Origin of the sequence: Spirosoma liriopis (assembly GCF_023196085.1) — a bacterium.
Classification (GTDB): Bacteria; Bacteroidota; Bacteroidia; order Cytophagales; family Spirosomataceae; genus Spirosoma; species Spirosoma oryzicola.
On record NZ_JALPRF010000002.1, the window covers coordinates 987,396 to 1,009,329 of the forward strand.

22 protein-coding genes are annotated in these 21,934 nt (G+C 49.0%); 8 read left to right on the top strand and 14 right to left on the bottom strand.

Annotated elements, in window-relative coordinates:
• Positions 1–20: 20 nt before the first annotated feature.
• From M0L20_RS13020 to M0L20_RS13040, 5 genes are all read right to left on the bottom strand, one after another.
• Positions 21–659, bottom strand: coding sequence for a cyclase family protein (locus tag M0L20_RS13020; protein ID WP_232561405.1), 639 nt, complete (start codon positions 657–659; stop codon positions 21–23).
• Positions 652–1,596 carry a glycosyltransferase family 2 protein gene (locus M0L20_RS13025; RefSeq protein WP_248477374.1) on the bottom strand — a complete coding sequence of 315 codons (945 nt, stop codon included), beginning with the start codon at positions 1,594–1,596 and terminating at the stop codon, positions 652–654. Before M0L20_RS13025 ends, M0L20_RS13020 begins: the two co-directional genes overlap by 8 nt.
• A 103-nt stretch (positions 1,597–1,699) precedes the next feature.
• Positions 1,700–2,386 carry a sugar transferase gene (locus M0L20_RS13030; RefSeq protein ID WP_232561407.1) on the bottom strand — a complete coding sequence of 229 codons (687 nt, stop codon included), beginning with the start codon at positions 2,384–2,386 and terminating at the stop codon, positions 1,700–1,702.
• Between the two features lie 41 nt (positions 2,387–2,427).
• A complete protein-coding gene (locus tag M0L20_RS13035; RefSeq protein WP_248477375.1) occupies positions 2,428–4,776 on the bottom strand; it encodes a GumC family protein in 2,349 nt (782 codons plus the stop codon).
• Positions 4,777–4,808: 32 nt separating this feature from the next.
• The gene (locus tag M0L20_RS13040; RefSeq protein WP_232561409.1) at positions 4,809–5,636 is read right to left on the bottom strand and encodes a polysaccharide biosynthesis/export family protein; all 828 of its coding nucleotides are present in this window, start codon (positions 5,634–5,636) and stop codon (positions 4,809–4,811) included.
• A 589-nt stretch (positions 5,637–6,225) separates the two neighbouring features.
• Here M0L20_RS13040 and M0L20_RS13045 point away from each other — a divergent pair.
• From M0L20_RS13045 to M0L20_RS13060, 4 genes are all read left to right on the top strand, one after another.
• Complete coding sequence (locus M0L20_RS13045; RefSeq protein WP_248477377.1) at positions 6,226–6,900, top strand: hypothetical protein; 675 nt, start codon at positions 6,226–6,228, stop codon at positions 6,898–6,900.
• A 12-nt stretch (positions 6,901–6,912) separates the two neighbouring features.
• Entirely contained in the window at positions 6,913–8,532 is a 1,620-nt protein-coding gene (locus tag M0L20_RS13050) for a hypothetical protein (RefSeq protein ID WP_248477378.1), read from the top strand.
• A 131-nt stretch (positions 8,533–8,663) separates the two neighbouring features.
• Positions 8,664–9,692: a dipeptide epimerase gene (locus M0L20_RS13055; RefSeq protein WP_248477379.1), complete on the top strand. Its 1,029-nt coding sequence runs from the start codon at positions 8,664–8,666 to the stop codon at positions 9,690–9,692.
• A 60-nt stretch (positions 9,693–9,752) separates the two neighbouring features.
• On the top strand, positions 9,753–10,814 hold the full coding sequence (locus M0L20_RS13060) for an aminotransferase class I/II-fold pyridoxal phosphate-dependent enzyme (protein ID WP_248477380.1): 1,062 nt from the start codon (positions 9,753–9,755) through the stop codon (positions 10,812–10,814).
• A gap of 73 nt (positions 10,815–10,887) precedes the next feature.
• On the opposite strand, the gene M0L20_RS13065 is transcribed toward M0L20_RS13060, so the two are convergent.
• The 5 genes from M0L20_RS13065 to M0L20_RS13085 all read right to left on the bottom strand — a co-directional run bounded on the left by M0L20_RS13065 (position 10,888) and on the right by M0L20_RS13085 (position 15,750).
• A complete protein-coding gene (locus M0L20_RS13065) occupies positions 10,888–11,721 on the bottom strand; it encodes a sugar phosphate isomerase/epimerase family protein (protein ID WP_248477381.1) in 834 nt (277 codons plus the stop codon).
• Between the two features lie 85 nt (positions 11,722–11,806).
• On the bottom strand, positions 11,807–12,733 hold the full coding sequence (locus M0L20_RS13070; protein ID WP_232561415.1) for a DUF1338 domain-containing protein: 927 nt from the start codon (positions 12,731–12,733) through the stop codon (positions 11,807–11,809).
• Positions 12,734–12,767: 34 nt separating this feature from the next.
• Positions 12,768–13,538, bottom strand: a complete 771-nt coding sequence (locus M0L20_RS13075; RefSeq protein ID WP_248477382.1) for an acyl-[acyl-carrier-protein] thioesterase — start codon at positions 13,536–13,538, stop codon at positions 12,768–12,770.
• Between the two features lie 48 nt (positions 13,539–13,586).
• Positions 13,587–14,996, bottom strand: coding sequence for a HAMP domain-containing sensor histidine kinase (locus M0L20_RS13080; protein ID WP_248477383.1), 1,410 nt, complete (start codon positions 14,994–14,996; stop codon positions 13,587–13,589).
• A gap of 76 nt (positions 14,997–15,072) precedes the next feature.
• A complete protein-coding gene (locus M0L20_RS13085) occupies positions 15,073–15,750 on the bottom strand; it encodes a response regulator (RefSeq protein ID WP_232561418.1) in 678 nt (225 codons plus the stop codon).
• Positions 15,751–16,244: 494 nt separating this feature from the next.
• Here M0L20_RS13085 and M0L20_RS13090 point away from each other — a divergent pair, with 494 nt between their 5' ends.
• From M0L20_RS13090 to M0L20_RS13105, 4 genes are all read left to right on the top strand, one after another.
• Positions 16,245–16,466 (top strand): DUF2188 domain-containing protein, encoded by a 222-nt coding sequence (locus M0L20_RS13090; protein ID WP_248477385.1) that lies wholly within the window; start codon positions 16,245–16,247, stop codon positions 16,464–16,466.
• Positions 16,467–16,501: 35 nt separating this feature from the next.
• Entirely contained in the window at positions 16,502–16,918 is a 417-nt protein-coding gene (locus M0L20_RS13095; RefSeq protein ID WP_232561420.1) for a four-helix bundle copper-binding protein, read from the top strand.
• 93 nt (positions 16,919–17,011) lie between these two features.
• A complete protein-coding gene (locus tag M0L20_RS13100; protein ID WP_232561421.1) occupies positions 17,012–17,515 on the top strand; it encodes a pyridoxamine 5'-phosphate oxidase family protein in 504 nt (167 codons plus the stop codon).
• A 91-nt stretch (positions 17,516–17,606) separates the two neighbouring features.
• Positions 17,607–18,338 carry a DUF3891 family protein gene (locus tag M0L20_RS13105; protein ID WP_248477387.1) on the top strand — a complete coding sequence of 244 codons (732 nt, stop codon included), beginning with the start codon at positions 17,607–17,609 and terminating at the stop codon, positions 18,336–18,338.
• A 47-nt stretch (positions 18,339–18,385) separates the two neighbouring features.
• Here the strand turns inward: M0L20_RS13105 and glgX are convergent, their stop codons facing one another.
• The 4 genes from glgX to M0L20_RS13125 all read right to left on the bottom strand — a co-directional run bounded on the left by glgX (position 18,386) and on the right by M0L20_RS13125 (position 21,922).
• Positions 18,386–20,500 (bottom strand): glycogen debranching protein GlgX, encoded by a 2,115-nt coding sequence (glgX, locus tag M0L20_RS13110; RefSeq protein ID WP_248477389.1) that lies wholly within the window; start codon positions 20,498–20,500, stop codon positions 18,386–18,388.
• 252 nt (positions 20,501–20,752) lie between these two features.
• Entirely contained in the window at positions 20,753–21,208 is a 456-nt protein-coding gene (locus M0L20_RS13115; protein WP_232561424.1) for a ferritin-like domain-containing protein, read from the bottom strand.
• Between the two features lie 140 nt (positions 21,209–21,348).
• Positions 21,349–21,702 (bottom strand): DUF3140 domain-containing protein, encoded by a 354-nt coding sequence (locus tag M0L20_RS13120; protein WP_232561425.1) that lies wholly within the window; start codon positions 21,700–21,702, stop codon positions 21,349–21,351.
• Between the two features lie 7 nt (positions 21,703–21,709).
• Positions 21,710–21,922 (bottom strand): hypervirulence associated TUDOR domain-containing protein, encoded by a 213-nt coding sequence (locus M0L20_RS13125; protein WP_232561426.1) that lies wholly within the window; start codon positions 21,920–21,922, stop codon positions 21,710–21,712.
• Positions 21,923–21,934 lie beyond the last annotated feature (12 nt).

Here is a 21,934-nt window from a genome sequence, read left to right on the forward strand (position 1 = left end):
TCGTTTACGATTTTAGCTAGTTAATTCTGATACAATACGGCCCGGCAAGGAACGCCTTCGAGGCCCTGAACTTTCAAGGGTAAACACACCAGCTGGTAGGTTCCCGGCTCTACATTACCCAGGTAAATACCTTCTAGAATGACAACCTGGTTGCGCAAAAGAATCTGGTGCGTCGCAGGTGAGTCGGCGTAGCGCTGGATTGATAAATAATCGATACCGATGACCTCGACCTGATTATCTACCAGCCATTCGGCTGCATCGGCCGCCAGTGCTGTAAACGATTGCTGAAACGGCTTCTCGTACCACTGTGTGCGTGAATTGTCGGTACGAAGCAACAACCGATTCGGTACATCGTGTCCTACGTAGCGTTCCAGCAACTCGCGCGTGATCGTGTCCGTATTTGGAATCGATACGACCCGGCAGGAGCCAACCAGCGTAGTCAAGGAGAGCGATGTCGTATCCGCCCCGTCGGCGACGAAGTGCAAAGGAGCATCCAGGTGCGTTCCTGTATGTACGTCCATGTCCAGTCGGCTCACGTTGGCGTCCGAATCGGGTCCAATCGTCTGAAGGGATTGAACCTGCACACCCATGCTGCCCGGCCAGGTAGGAAGGGTAGGGCCTAAGGTGACCGAGATATCGATTGGCGCTTGGCTATTCATACGCTATTTGTTTCATAAGCGGCTGAACGGCGTGTTCCACTTTCTCGCGCCGGAAGAACTCGTTCGGATAGTAGAACCGTTGGCGGAGCGTACGATCAAGCGTTCCTACGAAGCGGTAGCCCTGGTAAGTACCCCAGAATTGAAGCACCCGAAACATAGGTATATCAAACACATTGGCCAGAAAAGCTCCTGTTTGCATGGCAGCGCTGTAATCACTCAGAATATTGGTGATGGCCAAGTAAACGAAGTGCCAACTGTTGAACGTAGCGTGTGGCTTAAGCCGTTTAAACGCAATGGCTTCCCGGTAATACCGATTGTAGATCTTACGGGGTGTTTCTTCGTGCACGTGAACGATAACCGCATCGGCCTGGTAGGCAATTTTGTAACCCTGCTGCTGTATAGCGCCCGCCCAGTGAAGATCTTCTAGCCCCGTTAGTGACTCATCGTAGGTCATCTGTTCCCAAAGCGAGCGACGAATGGCCGTGTTGGCATTGTTGCAGAAGGGAATAGACTGGTTGCTGTTCGAAACGTCCGGGAACCACTTGGCAAACAGCTGTTGCTCCGAGAATTTGCTTAGGTGATTGCCAATCTGCCGACCGTACGTCAAGGCCACTTTAGAATCTTCGAATGGGGCCAGCATCCGGTCAATCCAGTTGGTGTAAACGGGATACACGTGGGCACTGGCAAAGAGCAGAATATCGCCGGACGCATACTGACATCCCAGATTGAGCGCTCGTCCGAAGGAAAACTCTTCGGGCCGGATTTTTATGACCTGCGCTCCTCTGCTTTCGGCAATCTGAACAGTATTATCGGTTGAGCCTGAGTCTACTAGAATTATCTCAATGGTGTGCTGACTCTCCTGACGAGCAATGCCATCAAGTAGCTTACCGATGTGTTTTTCTTCATTAAAGGCACGTATAATGATACTGCACTTCATAAGTACAAGCTTTTGTGTTCTTAAATCGTTTTCTGAAGCTCAATAGCAAATCGTTGAGGCAATGCAGACTGTATTGTTCGAAGGATTTGCTACTATGAAATGATTACCATGCTTTCTTGTCACCAGTAAGCATCTTGAAAGCTGTCCACCAGCAGATTGACAGGTCGAGCCAGGGCGATTGCTTGCTGATGTAAAAGCGGTCGAAGCGTACCCGGTGTTCCATGTCAATTAAGTTGGCCGTTTCGCCCCGGCAGCCACGTACCTGAGCCAATCCCGTTATGCCCGGTTTGACGGCGTAGCGGCTCGCGTAAGACGGCAGCGTGTACCAGTGCTGCGCATCCAGTTGGACAGGGTGTGGTCGCGGACCAACGATGCTCATATCACCTAGCAGTACATTAAACACCTGTGGTAATTCATCCAGATTCGTCTTGCGCAGAAAGCGGCCAATCGGCGTAATGCGGCTGTCATTCTTTGTCGCCTGCCGAAACTCTGCCTGTTTGTCAAACCGCATGGTTCGGAACTTCAGGCAGCGAAACGGACGACCGTTGCGGCCGGTACGTACTTGTCTGAACAGCATAGGACCGGGTGATGTCAACCTGATAAACAGACCAATAAGGGGTACGATCCAGATCAGCAGTGTAACGATAACCAATCCAGAAACAACAACGTCGAATAGTCGTTTACCCCATCTGTGTCCGCGGGACAACTTAACTTGGTGACTGACTGTTGCCGAAAACGATTCGTTAAGTACTGCTGAATCATCGAGCGATGGCAAAGAAAAGCCGAGCATATACGAGGTGGGTTGATGGTGCGTGATGTAACTAGGGCTGGTTACCGACGTTGACCAGTAGAGGCTTTCGCTATTTTAGCCGACTCTTCGTAATAACCACCATAACTGTAACCGCCATATCCGTACTGATACGAATCACCGCCAGTGCCAACTCCATTCAGGATTAAATTCAGCCGCTGGAATCGGTTTTCTTTGTAAAGCGTATCGATCATCCGTAGGTAAGCTTTCGGAGTATGATCATGGCGTACCATAAACATGGTTGCGTCAACGTGCGGAGCAATCAACTGAGCGTCTGTGACTAAGCCAATCGGAGGAGAGTCAACGATGATATAGGAGAAGCGCTCCCGTAACTCCTTGAATAGCTGCTCGAGGGCCGGGCTACTCAGCAACTCTGCCGGGTTTGGCGGGATAGGACCACAGGTGATGATGTGGTAATTCGGAAAACCCGGTATCGGTTGAAGCACATCGTCCAGCGTAGCTTCTTGGATCAGGTAGTTACTAATGCCTATCGTATTAGTCACACCCAGTACGGAGTGGATCTTAGGCTTGCGTAAATCCATTTCCAGGATGACAGTTGGCCGATCAACAAGAGCAAGGCTAGCGCCCAGATTTAAGGATAGGAACGACTTTCCTTCACCGCTGATGCTCGAGGTAAACATTATAACCTGGCTGCTGTTAGGATCACTTCGCAGGAATTGAAGATTCGTACGGAGGGCACGGATTTGTTCGGCGATAACCGAGCGCTGGTTCGATACCATGACCAGGGGCTCAACGCTCCGGCTGGCTACAATTTCTCCCAGGATTGGGACCTGTGATACCGACTCAACATCGGTCCGGCGATTTACGCGGTTGTTAAGGGCATCGCGGGCCGTCAATACACCCACGGGCATCATCAGACCAAAAAGGCCGAAGAGCAGGAAAATCATGCCTTTAACGGGTTTAATTGGCTCACTTCCCGTGCGGGGTGGGTCGATGGTACGGCTGTCAGCAACGGTCGATGCGTACGAAAGAGCTGTTTCTTCCCGCTTTGCCAACAAGTAGGTATACAGGTTGTTTTTGATTGACTGTTGACGGGTAATATCGACCAGCGCGCGCTCTTTACTAGGTATCGTGCGAATCTGATTTTCCAGCAAACGATTGGTCGCTTTTAGCTTTTCCTGTCTGCCGCTAATCATCAACTTTATATTCTGAATGTTTTCGCTCAAGCTTTCTTTGGTCGCTTTGATCTGCGAGTCCAGCGATTGCAGAATCGGGTTGCTTGGGGTCGTTGTCCGGCTAAGCTGATCGCGCTGCAACTCCAGTTCACTTACTTTACCAACCAAGCCAACAAGTACAGGATCGTTGATTGCCAATACGCTGGGAGCCACACCCCGCTCGTTGGATTTGCTGGTCACATAGCGTTCGAGTTCCTGAATAACACCCAGTTGAATAGAAGCCTGATTCAACTGATCATCGTTGTCTTTCACCGTCGACAGGAATAGCTGAGCCTGTGAGCCAAGGTCCGTAATGCCTTTCGACGACTTGTATGATTCAACACCTTTTTCAACAGTCGATAACTCGCCCGCAATGAGCTTCAACCGCTCTTCGATAAAGTTCAGCGTATTGGCAGCGACGATATTTTTATCAACAATAGCCGCCTGGTTGTACTCGGTGATCAGCTTGTTCAACATCGCTTCCCCTTTATCCGGCACGGCGTCTTCCAGGGTCATTAGCAGTACGGTCGACACTTTGCTGCTTGCGTCTACGGTCAGCCTTTTCAGGTACTTTTCTACTGTTTCGCGGTGAGGAGAAACCTGAACGATCATGGGCTCTGTAGACGCCTTTAGGGCGCGTTTTGGAAATACCCGCAAACGTCCGTACGGAGTCTGTATCGTTTGGTTAATCGGATAAACGGTACCCTCTATACGTACAGTTCTAGGACTCTCGATTGTGATCGGCAACGGTGTCTCATAAAGCTCATCATTACCTCTCTCAACGATCAGGCGTATCGGCGATTCATTGAAAATTTCCTGCTTCACCGTACTGGTGGGCCGAAAATATTGAACATCCAATCCAAGGCTCGTTACCACTTTGTCCATGAGCGCGTAGGACTTCAGAATTTCCATTTCGTTCTCAACGACCTTTTTAGGGGTGAAAATGTCCATCTCTTTCAGGATGTTATCCTCACTCAGGCCCTTCTTGTCGTCTTTGATCAAAAGGCTGGTCTGTACCTTATAGATTGGCGTCTGATAAATCAAGTAGGCATAAGCGGCTCCTCCTGCCAGCAAAACCGAAAGAACAAACCACTTCCAGTAATGCGCATACCGCATAAGAATCATTCGCAGATCAGGCGTAGTCTCCGCTTCGTACACTTGGTACGGAGCATAAGCATAGTTATTCTGATTCGACATGGTGATGCCTTTTAAGTGGATATAATGAGTTTTTAGAATCGAGAGAAAATGATCGCAACAAAGGATAATGCACTTAAAGCAATAGGGAGGAGCTGGTTGGCTCGGTCGGCAGTAGCTGCGCGTACGCGACCGGGCTCAACATACACGACATCGTTGGGATGTAAGTAATAGTAAGGAGAGGTAAACAAATCACGGCGGGTAAGATCAATCCGGGAGAACGTCCGCTTGCCGTTTTCTTCGCGAATGACCAGCACGTTATCACGGCGTCCGTAGATCGTTACGTCGCCCGACAGACTAAGGGCTTCCAGCAGCGTAATTTGTTCGTTGGGGATGGTGTACAAAGAAGGTCGCATAACTTCCCCCATAACCGAAATTCTAAAGTTCTGATTGCGGACATTGACCGTAGGCTCCTTCAGATATTCTTTCAACGATTCTCTAAGAAGGTCTTTGGTTTGAGCAACCGTTTTACCTTTTACGTTGACCTTGCCGATCATGGGCAAATCGATCATACCCGCGTCATCAACCAGGTAACCGTTAACGGATGGAAGAGGGGTCGTACTTGCTATTGTGTTGGTGGCAGGTCCCCGGTCGGCTACGGCAAAAGCCATGTACGGATTAAAGAAAGCTGATGCTTCAGGGTTGAGACTACTTACCTGAACGGATAAAACATCGCCCGGCTGAATTGAAGGTACATAGCGGGCGGCTAGCGCCAGAGTATCTACTTTACCCGGCTCCTGCTGAAAATAAGAAAGGCGTTTTGTGGATACGCAGCCTGTCAGGACCCAGCATCCGACAACGATACTGATTAAAATACCCGCAACACGTTGGGGTTTAATGACACTTGTTAAAGATGAGATCATAAGGTTAGAAATTTGTACGCTATTTGAAAGGGATGAAAAAGAATGATTTTGTTATCGTGAGTCCATGTATGGGAACATCTTGTCTTTTATCCTTATTTTTAACTAGTTACTTATCAGAGCTTACTATTAATGGTAATTAGGTATACTGTACTTTTCTTTTGTAAACCTTATGCAAATTTAGTAAAATTTTATTTACAAAAACAAGATAAAGTAAATTTAATAGTTCAAAAAAATACTGATTAGTTAGATGTGGTTTATTTTATTCTATAGTTTAATTATTTCTATGTTTTATTATAGAGTGTTGAACTTCAAAAGTGACCTTCATATATCTATTTTGATGCATATGCGGATGGAGGAATATATTGTTCCGATATATTAAATATTTCAGTATTAAATTCTGTTTAATGTGGGTATATTTTTAGATGAAGTAAAAAGTTCAAATGGCACTCAGCTTAGAAGGGTGTACGAATCATTTTCTCAAAGATATCTGTTTATGATAACTTAAATGTTACTTTTAGGCTGATATAGTAAAATAGATCTACTATAATTTGTTACCTTGATGAAGTACCTAGTCCTTCTAGTAGTAACTATGCTGTCATCAACTGGCTATTCGTTTCAGGCAAAGCCGGATTCTGTAGGAAGAAAAGCTTTGCCCTACTCTGTCAGTCTTCAGCTTGGAACAAGTGGAGTGGGTCTTTATTGTAACCATGTATTTAATCAGTCAAGACGGTTAGCGGTTCGAGTGGGTGGACAATATGTAGCATACCGCAAGCCCATTCGGATCGAAACCGCTCCGGATTCCTACATAGGTATCGACCCCGACTTGGTAATTAGCGTTTTGCAAGCGAGCCTTAAATGGAATCCCTTTCCGCATAACTCGTTTTTTATTGTTGGAGGGCTTGGCTACACCTGGCATCCAGCTATGCGTTTTGTCATTACCGTTAACGGCAAGCTTAATCTTGGCGGGCTGGAACTGACACCGCAGGATGTAGGAGTCGTTAAGCTCGGAGTTCGGTGGCATCCGCTTGTTGGCTACGTAGGCTGGGGCTTTGGGCAGACAATGCCTCGCAAGCGGTTTGGAATCGGTTTCGAAATGGGCGTTTACTACCTGGGCCGTCCAAGCATAAACCTTGATTATGAGGGCTTCCTGGAAACAACTACTATTGATGAGCAAGTACCGGTTGTCGAACGTAATCTGTCAGGCTACCGCTATCTGCCTTCGATCAATCTAACACTCACGTATGCCCTCCATCGTTCTCGTTAACTGCTGTATTGTATGACATACCGTCACTGGCTGTTTAGCCTTGTTGGAGCCATTGTAATCGTAGAGTCCTGCCGAAATCCACTTGATGGTGTTCAGCTTCGGACGAAAGATCCAATTCAGGCGGGCGTTGTTGAGCTCCGTCTTTACGATCCAGCCAGCAACCCGTTACCATCAACTAATCAAGTTAAAATAGCGGGACCCGACGCGGCCAACATCGTCACCACGCTAAACACGACTCGCTATAAAGTTAATGCCGACGGAAATTTATTACTGGCGGCTTCGCCAACGGTTACGTTGTCTAGCCAGACGCCCTTGCGATTCACCGCTGTCGTTGAGGCTGCCGATTACCTGACTGTAATCCAGCCCATGACGTTAACGAGTCCCAGCCGGGTAACGCGCTATGTTCGCCGAATCAATATCAATAAGCCGCCCCGCACACTTACGGCGGCTCGTACAATGGGGAGCGCTGATACCGATGGTACGGTATCCACAACCTTGAGGTTGACAACTGCCGAGCAAACGAAAGACAGCGATCACGCAACCGTCACGATTCCGTCCGGAACAAAATTGATTGATCGTGACGGGCAGGTCGTCGGTGGTAAGCTAACAATGACCGTTATTCACACGAATGCACGTAGCAGCGATGCTACCAGCCAGGTTCCGGGAAACGGTATACTGTCGTACGTTAATGGCCGTAACGGGGCTCCCTCGCTTGGAAGTTTGCGCGTGACATCGATTGCCGGTTCGGTAACGTTCGAGGTTTATAACGAGAACTACTTAGTAGCGACTAAACTCTCGCAACCGGCTCGCTGGTCAATGGAACTTAATCCGGCAACGGTCAATGGCAAAACGGGTCGGCCTGTTCGGATCGGTGATTCGATTCCTCTTTACAGCTACGACGCCTTTATGAATCGCTGGCAGGAGGAAACACCCGGCGTAGTAAAACGTAATGCCTCTGGTTCGCTTGAGTACGAAGCGCAGGCTGCTGCCGTTGGGTCGTATGTCGCAACCTGGACTGAGCCAATTTGTGACGTCGGTCCTGTATTTAAAATAGTAGGCAGTAAGCTTGCGAATGTAGACGTGAATTACCGTTGCAAACTCATTGATGTTGCGACAGGAACCCAAGTCGGTACGTTCTACGCAAACGCAAATAACAACGCTATCGTAAAGATCTATAACCAGCCCAAAGGACGTCAACTCAAGTTGCAGCTATACGACGAAACAGATGCCTGGGGCAAAGGCGCAATGGGTGGATTAATTGCTGAATCGGCTAACGGACTACCCTGCGACGAGACAGCAATTCCGCTTAATTTGAGCGCTTTACCCGTGCCGCCCATTGTGAAACTGGAATTTTATTTTTCGTGCCCCGGCGGTACAAAGCTGGATGAATCCTCACTACCGGCCGAAATACGGGTGCAGTACAGTGAAGTAGGAAAAGGAAACTGGCATGATCTTATTATCGCCACGCGTACCCAGCGAAAAGTAACGTCATACAAACTGAAAGTCGGTGAAACCTACGATTTTCGCGCGAGTACAGACGGGGGAGCTACCTGGCCGTTGCGGCAAAGCGATTATCTAATCGAAAAGCCCGAATGGACGCTGAAGATAAAAGCTGAAATGTATTGTAAGTAAGCCGATCAGGGTGTAAGATTGCTGATCGTATCTATTTCTAGGTTTCGTCCCGTACCTTTCGGGCGAATCGCTCCGCTCAGCCAGTAATCGGTTTGGGTGGGTAGTATTCGTGAATTTATAAGAAGTCGATCATGCAGTTGTTTCTTCACCGCGTTGACTTACGCCTGAAACATACATTTACCATTGCGCACGACAGTCGGGATGTGCAGCCAACGCTCATTGTCGAATTGCGTGATGGTCACTACCGGGGTTTCGGTGAGGCCACCGCTACCCGCTATTACGGAATTACGATTGATGGCATGGTTGCGGTTTTCGAAGCGCTTCGTACCCGCATCGAGACGTACAATTTGACCAGCCCCGAAGTCTTCTGGACCGACATGCAGCCCTTGCTGGCCGAAAACCCGTTTGCGCTCTGTGCACTCGATCAGGCTGCCTGGGACCTATGGGCAAAAAAACAGGAACAACCGCTTTATAAACTTTGGAATCTTGATCCTGCTACTAGCCCCTTGACCAATTACACAATTGGACTTGATACCACCGAGCGGATGGTCGAAAAGATGCAGGAGTTGCCCTGGCCGCTGTACAAGATCAAGCTGGGTCGTCCTGAAACGGATCTGGCTATTGTTCGTGCTCTGCGAGCCTGCACCGAGGCTGTGTTTCGGGTAGATGCCAATTGCGGCTGGACAGTTACCGAGGCAATCGAAAAGTCAAAAGCCCTAGCTAAGTTAGGCGTTGAGTTTATCGAACAACCGTTGCCTGCCGACGATTGGGAGGGCGCAAAAATCGTTTATAAAGAATCCGTTTTGCCCATCATTGCCGATGAAAGCTGTATTGTCGAAGCTGACGTTGACCGTTGCGCGGGCTATTTTCACGGGGTCAATATTAAACTGACCAAGTGTGGTGGCCTGACACCTGCCCGACGCATGATTGCCCGCGCCCGCGAGCTCAACCTCCGCGTGATGGTTGGTTGCATGACCGAATCGAGCGTTGGTATTTCGGCTATCGCTCAGCTGCTTCCTTTGCTTGATTACGCCGACCTCGACGGCTCGCTGCTGATTGCCAACGATCCGGCTACGGGCGTAACCTTTGATTTTGGTCGCGTTATCTATGCCAACGAAAACGGAACAGGAGCCAGTTTAATCAATACTGACCAAGCGTAGTCAAACTGATTGGTAAAGCGTAGTTTGTTACTATTTCTGAACCGCATACCGAGTTATACCATGTCCGATGCTTTTGTCGTCAATAACCTGCCTGATCGAACGATTACGTATCAGGAACGCGAGTACTTGTTTTTCAGCGGAACGGCTTACTTAGGCTTGCCGCAGCATCCTGCTTTTCAGCAACTCTTCGTTGAAAGTGTTGGCCGGTATGGTACCGTATTTGGTAGTTCGCGAAACGGTAATTTACAGTTAGGCATCTACGAGGAAGCCGAAGCCAAACTAGCCCAGTTTGTAGGGGCTGAGAATGTGCTAACGCTGTCATCGGGGATGATGGCCGGCCAGGCGGTTGTTAATGTGTTGCGGTTACAAAAAACAGAATTGATCTACGGTCCCTGCGCCCATCCCGCCATTTGGGATGGACCCGCTACGGCGCTCCCTTCCATGAGTTTTGCTGATTGGGCAGCGCAGCTACCAGCTCAGGTACAAACGATGCCAGCCGGGCCGCTGGCTATTCTATTAAATTCAATTGAAGCGGTTCGGTCCGAATACTACACGTTTGAGTGGGTCAATGCGCTACCCGATGACCGAGCTATAACGCTCGTGATCGACGATTCTCACGGGTTAGGTGTCCTCAACAACGGACGGGGTATCTGGCCACAGGTGCCCAAAAAGCCTAATGTCAATCTCATCGTTACAGCGTCTACGGCAAAAGCGATGGGACTACCGGGTGGCGCAATTATTGGCCGTACTGAAACACTCGCTGCGACTCGAAAAACAGCATTTTTTGGGGCTTGTTCACCAATTCCGCCCGCTTACCTGGATGCGTATCTACGGGCCGATGCACTTTACGCGGACCGTCGCGACAAACTGCAACAAAACCTGCTTTTAGCGGAAAAACTGTTGATACCAACGGGCCTGTTCACTCATGCCAAGGGTTACCCGGTGTTCTTTACCGAACAGGATGATTTATACCCGTTTCTGCTTGAAAGAGGTATCTTTATTTATTCGTTTGCTTATCCAACAGCCACCGACCGGGCAAATTCCCGGATCGTTATCAGCGCATTTCATGAGTTTGCCGATATTCAGAAGCTGGCGGAAGCGATCTACACGTATTCGTTTTAAGATGTATGCCTAGTGTAGTGCTTGTGGTGGCAGGTTTGAGAACCTGCCACCACAAGCACTACATCACGACTTATTATTTCAATCCTTCCAGAAAAGCCAGACTTCCGGGCATTTGTTCCATTGCGCGGGATGATTCGTCTTCGATAAAGAAATGCTTGACACCTGATTTTTTCGCTTGCTTCATAATAGCGGCAATACCCACGTCGCCCTGCCCGAGCGTAACATTCGATTCTACATCCGAATGGCCCGTGTTGGTATCTGGTGTTCCGGGCTTTCGGTCTTTCAAATGCATGAGCAGGAATCGTTTCGGAAATTTCTGTAGTAAAGCAACGGGATCAAAACCGGGCGCTTTCACCCAGAATACGTCCATCTCGAAGTTGACGTACTTCGGGTTCAGATTAGCGGCCAGATAATCGAAGAAGGTACCGTTCTGATACGGCTGAAATTCATAGCCATGCGTATGGTAGCAAAACGTGATCCCGTTGTCTGCCAGCAGTCGCCCCGCCGTGTTCAGCACATCAACGGCCCGGTCGGCATCGTAGATAGTAAATGCATCACCTGCGTGCGGAAGCCAGGCGCAGGTGACGTACTTAGCGCCCAGCGCTTTGGCTTCGGCAAGAACTTTAGGGACATTGTTGTCTAGGTCTTCGTAACTAGCCCCGGTGCTGATGGCTTTGATCCCGTTCTGATCGAGCAGTTTACGGAAGTCGGTCAGACTAAGGCCATACGTTCCGGCAATTTCAGCTTCTCGAAAACCCAGTTGTTTCACTTTTGCCATCGTACCGGGCACGTCTTTGGCAAACTCATGGCGGAAACTGTAAAGCTGCAAGCCAACCGGCGCAGCTTTCTGGGCCTGAGCTCTGAAAACGAGCAACAAAAGGCTGGTGAGCAGGATATAGCGTTTCATCTGAACAGGATAAACGTCTTTTTTCGGATAGTTTCGTGGTGTTAGCGGACCCGCTGACACCAGGAGGAAAGAGAAATATCGGGTGTTATTTCCCGGTCTGACTAGTGAATGTACTTTCGAAAATCTTGTCAGCGTTACCAGTTTCAAAACCTTCGCGCCGGTGCTGCCGCGTAATTTGATCGGCAGGTAAGTTGCGGAATTGGGGTAAAATGCGTCGTTCGGCAAACTCAACGTACGATCCGGCAATGCGAAAGGTAGCACCGTCCGCAAACTCAGCGTCAATCATTTGTGCTACAGTCGACGCTTGGCGCAAATCGCCGTCGGGACTGACTTTGATAGTGCCCCCCGCTGAGTTGAGCCGCAAACCCCGTCCGGTCAGGAAAGCCACAAACGCGTCGATTGTGTTGTAGCCCGGCTTAAGATTATGAACGCTAATCGTAAAGTGATTCAGGTAGTAGCGGTTGTAGATGACCCAGGCCGCATACTCGCTTTCCGTTAGCAACGTCTGATAGTCGGTCAGGGTCGGCGTTTCCCAGAGCGGCTGGTGCAAAAACTGGTCAACGGCTTGGGCATCGTCCAGATCGAGTGCGTCCACGGGATCGCTCGTTACCGTGTCGGTATAACGGTGAATAATGCGTTGGGCTTGTTCCGACAATTCATCGACTCGCAGCTCGCTGGCAAAAATGCGCGGATAATTTGGTGCGGGCGGAGCGTACCAGTACGCCGTAAGTTTCTTTTCAACAAAGTTGTATTCGTCACGTCGTTCGTAGCCGTAATGCAGAAAAATTTTCTCGAACGAAGCAATCCCTAAATGGGGAACACCCATCGTTCGAAAGGCAATATGATCGTTCTCAATTTCATCCGGCGATTGTATAATGCCTTCGTCGAGCATTGCGTCGAACACGCCCTGCACGTCGGGTACGCGCTCGCTGTAACGACGCATCAGGCCGCCGAGCACGGCATCCAGCGTCATTGTTGGGTCCTGAACGGGTTTGTTGGAAGGAGTTAGCATAGTTAGGTTTGGTATAACCGCCTGAGCGATGAGTTTACGAAGAAGGCACCCGCCATCGGCTATGCGCTACGAGTACTTCTTTACCTGAATCGCCGGAAGGCAGGCTACTCTGTTCAATGCGATGAATAAGACTGTCGTCGGTTTCCGCGACGGATTGAACGAGGAGCCGGTCGCCCCGGTGGCTTTCGGTACGGTAAACTAAATCAATTTCGGCTAATTCCCGCGTTTCTAACAGCTTATCATCCATTGATTCAATCAACCACGCTACATAGGCTACATTGTTGACGTGCTGGTTCTGGTCAATGCTAAGCCAGCCAACGGTTACCTCGTTTTGGTGCGTGGGTGTAAATGGATTATTCTGAAAATGGGGTTTAAGGGCTAGTTTCGGCAGCGTATTGGTTAGCTGGGGCGGTGATAAGGTACGGATAAAGTCGGGTAGGGGGACCATTGTTCGTTTGGCCGTACTGAAAACCAGCCATGTACTGGCCGCGTCAGCCAGCAGAGTGCCGTCTTCGGCAAGAACCTGAAAGTCGCGGTAGATAAAGTATTTTTCGACAAAGGTGGGATAAGTAACCACCCGAATGGTCTGACCATACCGGGGGTACTGGTGCATCCGTAGCCGGAAGCGCATCAGCATCCAGCCGTATCCTTGTTGAGCCAGATCGTTAATACCGATTTTGTAATCAATTGCGTTTCGATTCGCTGATTCCTGCATCAAATTCATCAAGGCGGGAATACTCAATCGCCCGAAGGCATCGGTTTCGTAACCGCGTAGCGTAAACGTGTCCGTTTGGATAAAAGCCATAGTACAAAAGTAGCATGGCGTACGGTTAGGTTATACCCCAGCTACGGATTAACTCTGCTGTAGTGTCTTTGTTGAACTGCTCACCTCCGTCAGCGCGATCGGTGAAGCGGAGGAAAGGGGGAGCGTGATGCGAAATTTAGTTTCCTTGCCAACCGTAGACTCGACCTTGATTTGACCCCGATGAAGTTCGATGATCCGCTGAGTCAAGGCTAAACCAATGCCGTGCCCCTGGATTGTCATCGTTGATTCGGAGCGGTAGAACGGCTCAAAAATATGCGGTAAGTCGGCGGTTGAAATACCGTACCCTCGGTTGGCGAAGGTCAAATGAACCTCACCGGGTTCGAAGGACAGCCGAACCGCTACACTTTCGTCGGGGGAGTATTTGCAGCCATTTTCCATAAGGTTCTGGAAAGCGGTTTGCAACAGCGATTCTTCACCCAGAATGACGAGGTCTTCTTCCTGATCCGGTAAGTTCTCGAAGTCGATGTCGATCTGATAATTCGGGCGTTTTTGGATGATCTGGCTTTGCGCCTGCCAGAGTAACTCGTCGATCCGCACCGGCTGGTAGTTGAGTGTGGCGACATCGGAACTAGCGCGGGCGAGTTCCAGTAACCCATTGACAAGCCGGATCATGTTTTTGACTTCGTCCAGCAGCGCATCGAATGACGCTTCGTATTCCTGAGAAGAGCGGGTCTGTAGTCGAGTCACCTCAATCTGACCCATCATGACGGTTAGCGGAGTCCGCAATTCGTGGGAGGCATGGGAAACAAAGCTTTTCTGCGAAACAAACGCTTTTTCGAGTCGGCTCAAGAGCGCATTGAAGGTCCGGGCCAGATCGGCCAGTTCGTCCCGCTGCCGCCCAACGCGAAGTCGTTCGTGGATGTTGGTTGCCGAGATAGAGTTAACCTGCGCAATTAGCTCCGCGACGGGGCGAAGGGCATCGGTTGCAAACAGATAACCCGCAATACCAACGATGAATAAACACAGTATCCAGCCAAAAATAAGGATTTGCCGCAGCCGTTCAAGCTTACTAAATCCGTAGCGATCACTGCCTGCGGCCAGGATTACGAACGATTCCTTCCGGTGGTTCTGATAACGAACCCCCACCGCTTCGATGTCGCCCAAACGAACATAACGAGACTGTTTAGGAGGAATCTTTTGCAAAAAGCTGGGCGTGACAGGAAAGCGAGGACGCTTGCTGCCCTGGCTGTACAGGACCCTGCCCTGGTTATTGTAAATAGTGATTTGCTCGTCGGCCATGACGGGCAAATCGGCCTGGGGTACTTCACCAACGTCTTCGCGCAGCCGTACGGTGGTCAACGCTTTTTCTTCTAACCGTTGCTCAAACTCCTGCTGCCGAAACTGGTCGTAGAGGTAGTACACCGACACCGAAAACAGTAACAGGATGGAAGCGACCAGCAGGACAAAAAGCAACGTTAATCGAGTACGGATATTCATTCGTTCGAGAAGTTAGGAGCTGGAGATAAGAATGGAGGAAGACTCATCGACTTTGATCATTCTATCTCCTTGTTTCTCACTCCTCTTTGAGCATATACCCCATACCGATCACCGTGTGAATTAGTTTGTGGGGAAAATCCTTGTCAATCTTTTTGCGCAGGAAATTGACGTAAACATCAATAACGTTGGTGCCTGTGTCAAAGTGTATGTCCCACACTTTCTCAGCAATATCAACCCGTGATACGACGCGTCCCCGGTTGCGCATGAGGTAATCCAGGAGTCCAAATTCTTTGGCCGTAAGCTCGATTCGCTTGTCACCCCGACGCGCTATTTTCTCGTTCAAATCTAGCTCCAGATCAGCTACTTTAAGCACATTAGCCTGCAAACCGGCTTCGCTACTGCGCTTCGTAAGTGCCCGCAGGCGAGCCATTAACTCGCGAAACTCGAACGGTTTTACCAGGTAATCGTCCGCGCCGGACTCAAAACCCGTAAGCTTATCGTCAACCGAACCCATAGCAGTTAGCATCAAGACCGGAGTGCTAACCCGCTCTTGCCGAAGCGCTTGCACCACGTCGAAGCCATTCATCTTAGGCAGGTTAACGTCCATGACGATGACATCATAGGCATTACTAAGTGCCATATTACGACCTAGTTGACCATCGTACGCTACGTCAACTTCGCAGGATTGTTCCTCCAAACCCTTTTTTACGAACGAAGCCAGTTTTGGCTCGTCTTCAACCACAAGAATCTTCATATTGGCAACATACATAGCTATTTTGTGATTTAAAAGCGACAAACCAGTTTATTAGTTTGCTAGACCCAGCTAAAAAATAGTGAAGAGCGTAAGTTGGCTCGTTCAGGCCCACTCGTTTTCTTGCCTATAACAGGAGTTTAGTCGTTAATGCACATGGCTAGCTCATTATTAATTCACTTTTAAGGTGAGCTCGACGCAGTGCGATCGCACACGGTTCGAACGTACAATTCAACACAAATTGTGTATCGTTCAATCAAAGAGATGTGTCCCGAACGGTAGAGGACTTTCGCCTGTGGAACCGGGTGAGTAAAAATGTCTACACTTCTCAGGTTGATTTCTACACCTAGCGCTATTTACAGTTTCTACAGGGTAAATTTAATAATCGCTTAGTAATGAATAACTGATTGGCAGTTAACAGGTTATTCCATGAACTGGTGATGCTGTGTAAGCGAAAAAAAAGTTGGCACAATATAGGTACGTGTAGTTGCAACAAGATGACTGACACCATGATGTGGACACCGACTCATTTCCCGGCAGCTATGCGCTCACTTAATCCAAGCACACGCGCTAAGGCTATTGAAATCGCGAACCACCTGTTGGAACAAGGCGCAATGGATAAACAGCGAATTGTTGCACACAGTGTAAGCGAAGCACGTCAGTGGGCGCGTATGGGTCAGTCCAGCGCAATGAACAGCGGGTGGCAACCTCGCGTATAAATAACCTCCTAGCTACACATAAACTCCATCAGGTGATGATTTGGAAGAAAAACATTTACGACTCACTGACCAGCTGCGCTGCCCTTTGTGACGAATTTGCGACGGAATGTTCGCGTTCTGAAGATATTGAAAATTGGTACCGCAGCATCTTCCTAAATCTGGACTGTGCCGATATGTGTCGTCAGTTGGCTATGCTCTACGTACGTGGCTCGGAAAACACGCGTCTGCTAGCGAAAGCATGCATTGAGGTGTGCGAAAAATGTGCACAGGAAGTTAGCCAGTACAACACCCAACGTTGCCAGCAGGTGTACGCTATGTGTCAGCAAACGATTTGTAGCTGTGTAGGTATTTTGGATATGGCTTACCGGACGGATAGCGAACAACTCAATCCGGCCACCACGCCCGCGTCATTGTTCTACGGAATCGATCTGCGCGAAACGCTTTATAATTAGTCTGATAGTATCGTCAGTCGGTAGTGTGGGTCATTGGTTGGGTACACACCTCCCTGATACCTTGACTATCGACTTACTTTTTTCACTCACGTTATGGAAACGAAGCCACAGAAAAACAAACAACTTGAAAAAGTCCGGGACCTAGTCGGAGATATTCGCATCGCCATGATGACGACCGTTGATGATCAGGGAAACCTGGTCAGCCGACCAATGGCTGCGCTGCAAATGGACGAAGACGGAACGATCTGGTTTTTCACAAAGCGTAAATCGCCTAAAGTTGATCAGATCGACAACAACGACCATCGGGTCAATCTGTCGTTTGCTGATGTGGGGGATGCCGACTATGTCTCCATCTCCGGTACTGCCGACGAACTAGATGACCGGGCAAAAATAGATGAGCTTTGGAATCCACAGGCTAAAGCGTGGTTTCCGGAAGGCAAAGATGATCCTGAGTTGATTCTGCTGAAAGTGCATACGCAGATGGCCGAATACTGGAATGCCAGCGACAGCACAATGGTTCGGTTATTTCAGCAGGCTACAGCGGCCATCACGGGTAACCCACCAAAAATGGGTGAGAACGAAAAGGTATATAATTAACCTAATTAGTGCCTAAGAAAGAGAGAGAGACTAGACGGAAACTTATAAATCCGTTCGGTCTCTTTTTTGCTTATAACCTTATTTCATTTCCATGATTGTTACCCAGACCGACTCAGGTTGGCAAATTATAAATCAGCAGGCGCACGGAATGCTTGCGGTCCAATTAGCATCTTGCTGGCAAGTTCAAAAACGTCCAATACACTGGTTCGAAACGCTGGTCGCCCTGACCGAGCACGATGACGGACAAGACCCCTGGGATGGGCGTAATCACCTAACAACGGCTGGTGCTCCGCTTCATTTCCAAATTCTGGAATATTCCGTTGATCAATGTCGGCGTATGATTCAGATTGGCTTGCAGAAAAGCCGCTGGAATGCGTTGATGCTTTCGATGCATACGTCATTTTTGTACGAGCCCAAACGCGGCCAGGACAAAGAGCTGGATGCTTTTCTTGATCAGCAGATTGATAATCAGAAAAAATGGCGCAAACAATACAACGCAACCAAAGCTGAAGCTCAGTATGCATACGCATTTGTACAATGGTGCGATGCGCTATCGCTGGTATTGTGTATGAATCAGATGCCGCCCGAATCGCGTCGTTTGGAGGTGAGCGTTGGACCCGATGGGATCTCGTATTACATCGTTCAGCGTAAGGATGGTTCGTTGAGCCTGGACCCCTGGCCTTTTGAAAAACCCACTATCGACGTACATATCGAAGCGTTCGACCTCAACCAGTTATTATTTGCCGATGATAATGCGCTGTATAACGCCATTCAGGACGCACCAGTGATAATAAAGCAATGGACGTTCTCGGAAAAAGCATAGCCACTGCTAGGTAGCAGTGGCTATAGGCTATCTGATTGACGTTGAATCTATTTCATGCGTAACAGTACCGAGGAGCGGGCAGGGACCGTAAATTCCTGTCCACCTTTCGTCGGTTCTGTTTCAGGATTGATCTGTCCATCGAACGTGTTGATGACTACTTCCCACATGGATTGTTTGCGACCGATCTTAGGAAGCTTGAACGGAATATCTTCCCAGAACGCGTTCAGTACCCACACCATTTGTTCGTCGCCAATGTCCTGACCATCTTCCGTTTGCTCCGTCACCTGAAGCCCGTCAATAAACAAGGCTATGCAGTGCGTTCCCGGATTATTGAGATCATCCTGGGTCATTTCATGACCGTCGGGACGTATGAACTGTACTTGCTCGGTAGTGAAAAACTTGCGCCGGCTTAGAATCGGCATCTCCCGCCGAAGCGCAGCAAGCTGACTCGTAAAGTCAAACAAAGCCTGTTGCTTGTCATTCCAGTCCCAGTTCATCCAGCTAATTTCGCTGTCCTGGTTATAACCGTTGTTGTTTCCGTGCTGCGTACGGCCACACTCATCGCCCATTACGAGCATTGGTGTACCCTGACTGAGCAGCATAGTTGTCAGGAAATTACGCTTTTGCCGTTCGCGCAGCGCGTTGATTTCTGGATCATCGGTAGGGCCTTCTGCGCCACAGTTCCAGCTCAGGTTGTCGTTCGATCCATCCTGATTGTCCTCGCCGTTGGCTTCGTTATGCTTTTCGTTGTAACTCACCAAGTCATTCAACGTGAAACCGTCGTGCGCCGTAATAAGGTTGACACTGTTGGCCGGTGACCGTCCGTCGCTCGAATACAGATCGGGACTTCCTAATAGACGCAACGATGTTTCGGCCGCTTTTCCGTCATCGCCTTTCCAGAAACCACGAAGCGCATCACGGTATTTTCCGTTCCACTCTGACCAGCGTACTGGGAAGCTACCGACATGGTACGATTGAATATCCCAAGGTTCGGCAATTAATTTTACCTGAGCTAGGATCGGGTCCTGAGCAACTGTATCGAGGAAAGAAGATACGCGTCCAGCCTCTTCATCGGTACGAATCAGCGCAGCGGCCAAATCGAACCGGAAACCGTCGACGTGCATATCGGTAACCCAGTAGCGTAGGCTGTCCATGACCATCTGCAACACCCGAGGATGGCTTAGATTGACCGTGTTACCCGTACCGGTATAGTCCATGTAATACTCCGGTTTGTCGCCCACCTGATGGTAATAAGCCCGGTTGTCTATACCCTGGAATGACAGCATTGGACCAAACTGGTTGCCTTCCGCAGTGTGGTTGTATACCACATCCAGAATAACTTCCAAGCCCGCTTTGTGCAGGTTTTTGATCATCTGCTTAAACTCCGTCACCTGCTGACCGGCCATTCCTGACGAGGAATAAGTATTCTGGGGAGCAAAGAAACCGATGCTGTTGTAGCCCCAGTAGCTTTCGTCCGTAAACTGGTGAACGGGCAACAGCTCAACGGCAGTAACGCCCAGTTTCTTTAGATAATCGATGCTTTCGGCTGATCCCAAGCCTGCATATGTACCCCGGATATTTTCGGGTAGGGTAGGATGCAAGTGCGTAAAGCCCTTCACGTGCATCTCATAAATTACCGAGCGATGCAGCGGAACGTCCGGGGCCTGATCATCTTCCCAATCAAAGCTTGAATCAACGACCACAGACTTCGGCATGGTTGGACCGCTGTCTTCTTCGCTCATGATCAAGTAACGATCATCAGACGGGTTTTTGTAGTCGTAACCTAACCACGAATCGTTGTGCGTAACGGGCTCATTGATGGCACGGGCATAGGGATCGAGCAGCAGTTTGTTGGGGTTGAAAAAGTAGCCCGCCTTAGGATCGTAAGGTCCATCAACGCGGTAACCGTACAACTGACCTGGCTGCAAGCCATCAAGGTATATGTGCCAGACAAGTTCTGTACGTTCCGTCAGTGGAATGCGGGCTGTTTCCCGACTAGGATCTCCCGCGTCATACAGGCACAGGTAGGCTGCTGTGCTGGATTCACTAAAAAGGGCGAAATTAACGCCTTCGCCATCGTACGTGGCACCGAGTGGATAAGGCTTGCCCGGTTTCGATTGGATAGTCTCTTCGTCAGAGGTAGCCGATGTGTGTTTACTCATAATATTGTATAGGAATTACCCATATGCTGTTTAAGGAATTTAAGTAGAGGGTGAGCCGAGCTGTGAGTTGGCGAAGTGCTTAAACTGACTCGGAAAGCCTTTATTTCTACTAAACTCTTCATTGATAACTTCTCGATAAAAGAGAATGTTTTTTTAGGAAAAGGATACGGGAAATGCGGTACTCATTGCTAAAATAGAAGCCACAAAAAAGCCCGCCCCCAGAAGGGGCAGGCTTTCCGATCCCACCATTCACTACACTACCAAGGCCAGACGAGCCATCGACGCGTGCGCTGACTCAATGCTCTGTTTTTGCCGCAACAGTAATTCGCGGGTGCTGGCAACTAAGTCCGTTTCCTGAAGGACAGAATTATAGTCATCGATTGCTTCGTGGTCACCACGCTTGCACTCTTCTACAGTTGCTTTATCATCATCGCTGGAGAACGTGGATTTGATATTAATCCATGCCCGGTGCAGATCAGCTACGAAACTCGTGCTGCCATCTGGCTCACCGCCCAGCGTCCGGATTTCCCGGTCTAATTCCATTGCAAATTCACCCCGTTGACGCGACTGCGTCAGGAACAGGCTTTTTAGCTCTGTGTCTTTTACGTTTTCTGAAGCTTCTTGGTATCCTTTTTCTGCATCGTGGCTACGAGTTAGCAGACGATTGAGTTGATCAAGGATTTCTCCGCGGGTTTCTTTGACTGACATAACGTTGTTTGTTTAATTGTGTAATGAATTGAAAAGATTTTGTAACGTTCGTGGTTGAGCAAATCAGAAAGTTAATTCGGTTCCTAGCTGTTACGATCCGGTATATTCTGATAGTCCAGACCGTACTACATTTAGGTTATCTATTTTGTTGGGTCATGCCCCCAGTTTTTTAGGGAATATTCCCAATTTGAGTCTTCTACCTCTTTGGGGCGTTGAGCACTGTGTCGCTTTACGTAGCTAACAACCTTACGCATGTGTGCATAATCGTCGTCCGAAAGATCACCAGCCTTAGTATTCAGTATCTCAATGATACGTTCGCCAGACTTGTGACCCACTGACTCGCTGTCGTCGCCTTTCTTCTGTCCAACCGCTTTCGATTCATCCGTTTTTAGCCACTTTTGAATCTGAGAAGCCGACATGTTCACGGCATCATCGAAGTCGTCCCTGATTTGTTTCTTCTCTTTGTCATCTAGGGTTTCGGTTGCTGCTGCCATGATCTCTTTACTTTTTAGTTACTTCACTAGCTGATTTAACAATCTTCTTGTCCCCTTGCTTGAGAACAAGAGCGGGTTCTTCGGCGGAGCCTTTACGCTTCACTTTTGTGCCCTGGACTGTCTTCGTAATGTCTTCTTTGTGGACTTCGGCAACGGTGCCTTCGGCTTTACCTTTCCCGTACTTCCATTCTACTTCATCGCCTTTTTTCACCGTTGCCATCGTCTGTTTCGT